The organism is Streptomyces aurantiacus (genome assembly GCF_001418335.1).
Classification (GTDB): domain Bacteria; phylum Actinomycetota; class Actinomycetes; order Streptomycetales; family Streptomycetaceae; genus Streptomyces; species Streptomyces aurantiacus.
Window position 1 is genome coordinate 1 of sequence record NZ_LIPP01000462.1, and the last position, 2,299, is coordinate 2,299.

At 72.9% G+C, this 2,299-nt stretch carries 1 protein-coding gene; it reads left to right on the forward strand.

The genetic code is table 11. From position 1 onward, the window contains the following. Positions 1 to 148: 148 nt before the first annotated feature. A partial coding sequence (locus AOK01_RS38710; RefSeq protein WP_055520134.1) for an ATP-binding SpoIIE family protein phosphatase occupies positions 149 to 2,299 on the forward strand: 2,151 nt, incomplete at its 3' end.

A 2,299-nucleotide genomic window follows, 5' to 3' on the forward strand; every position in this document is an offset into this window, starting at 1 on the left:
GGACACCCGCCCGCCGTCTCGTCCTCCGCCTCGCCCTTCGTCTCGTCCTTCGTCTCGTCCTCCGCCCGCCCCAGCCAGCCCGCCCACCCAGCCCTCGTCCCACCTGCCTCAGTGGCACGCTTCGTTCACCTGTTCATACAGTGGGTCAATGCGCACCGGTGATCCCCTTCCCTCCGTGGGGGACGTCCTCGTCACCCTCGCCACCGGCCTGTGGGGGTGGGACAAAGACGCCGGGAAGGTCACCCTCGACGCCGAGGCCTCCCGGCTTCTCGGTCTGCCCGCGGAACCGGCCTCACTGACGGAGGCAGGCATCCGGGCCCGCTTCCACCCCGTCGACTGGAACGAGGTGAACGGGGTCGTCCAGCTGGCTGCCGCCGAGGGCACGCTCGCCGAGCTGCGGCTGCGGGTCATGGACGAGAAGGGCCATGTGATCCGTACCGTCCGCAGCCGTTCCAAGTCGTCGGCTCCCCCCTGCACCGGGTCGTACCAGCTGATCGGCACCCTCCAGGAGGTCACCGAGCCGCCGCCGGGCGCCGCGGCACGCAGCCCCGTGACGGGTGACTGGCGGCGCTCGCGCGAGGCCTTCCTGCTGGACGCGGGGCGTGCGCTGGCCGAGGCACGGTCCACGGAGGAGGTGCTGCGGGTCGCGGCCGGCCTGTCGATGCCCGGGTTCTCGCCGGACGGGCTCGCGGTCTTCGGCGCGGAGGCCGACCGACTCACCGTCGTCGGCCACCACGGGCAGCAGCCGGGGGACGAGGACCCGTTCTCCCACATGCCGCTGGACACGGACTATCCGGCCGCGGAGGTCGTCCGCACAGGGCGTGCCGTCTATCTCTCCTCCCCGGACGACTACCGCGGCCGGTATCCGGCCGCCTGGCCGCTCGCCCAGCGCTTCGGCCGCCAGTCCTGGGCGTTCCTGCCGCTCACGGTGGCGGGGCGCACGATGGGCGCGTGGATGGCGGCCTTCACGTATCCGGTCACCTTCACGCCCGACGAACGGTCCGTGCTGACGACGGTGGCGCGGATGCTGGCGCAGGCCCTCTCGCGGGCCGGCGTCGCCGAGTCCGAGCGGGAGCTCACGGACGGCCTCCAGCGCTCGATGCTGCCCACCCTGGGGCCGAAGATCCCCGGGATGAGCGTCGCGGCCCGCTATGTGCCGACGGGCGGCGGGCTCCAGGTGGGCGGCGACTGGTACGACATGATCCCGCTGCCCGGCGGCACCTCGCGGACGAGCCCCGGGGGCGGCCGCTTCGCGCTGGTCATCGGCGACGTCCAGGGCCATGACGTACGCGCCGCGGGGCTGATGGGCCAGCTCCGGATAGCGCTGCGGGCGTACGCCTCGGAGGGGCACCGCCCGGACGCGGTCCTCTCGCGCGCCTCACGCTTCCTGTACGGGATCACGTCCGACGACGACCTCGCGGACCTGCGCTTCGCGACCTGCCTGTACGTGGAGGTGGACCCGGACAGCGGCCTGCTGGAGATGGCCAGGGCCGGGCATCCCGACCCGGCGATACGCATGGCGGACGGGACCGTGCTCACCCGGCCCACCGCGGGCGGGCTGCCGCTGGGCATCGACCCGGACGCCGACTATCCGACGACACGGCTCGTCCTTGAGCCCGGCGAGACGATGCTGATCTGCACGGACGGGCTGATCGAGACCGGCGGGCACGACCTGGACACCGGCTGGCTCAGAATCCGCAAGATCCTGGAGCGCCACGACGGCGACATGGAGGTGCTCGCCGACGCGCTGGTCCAGGCCGTGCACGGACCCTCCTCGCACCACACGACCGGGCCCCTGGCGGACCGCCGCGAGGACGACATCGCGGTCCTGCTGCTGTGCCGGGTGGGGGAGGAGGGCTGCGAGCCCGATACCGCCGCGAGCACGCGACTCACCGCACGGCGCACCGTGCTGACTGTCGCGCAGGCCGAGCCCCGGAAGGTCGCGGTGGCACGACAGCATCTACGGGAGTTCCTGCACGACTGGACCTCCGCCGACCAGATCGACTCGGCGGTCCTGCTGGTCTCCGAGATGGTCACGAACGTACTCGTCCACACGGACGCGGACGCGCTGCTCGCCGCCGAGGTGACCGGCGCACCGGGCACCCGCCGCGTACGGATCGAGGTGACGGACGGCAGCGACGACCTGCCCCACAGACGCCACCCCGGCGAACTGGCGTCCTCCGGACGGGGCCTGGTCCTGACGGAACTGCTCGCCGACGCGTGGGGAGTCGACCCGCGGGGCGAGGGCAAGAGCATCTGGTTCGAGCTCTACGAGGAGGAGGGCGGGTCCGGCGGGGAG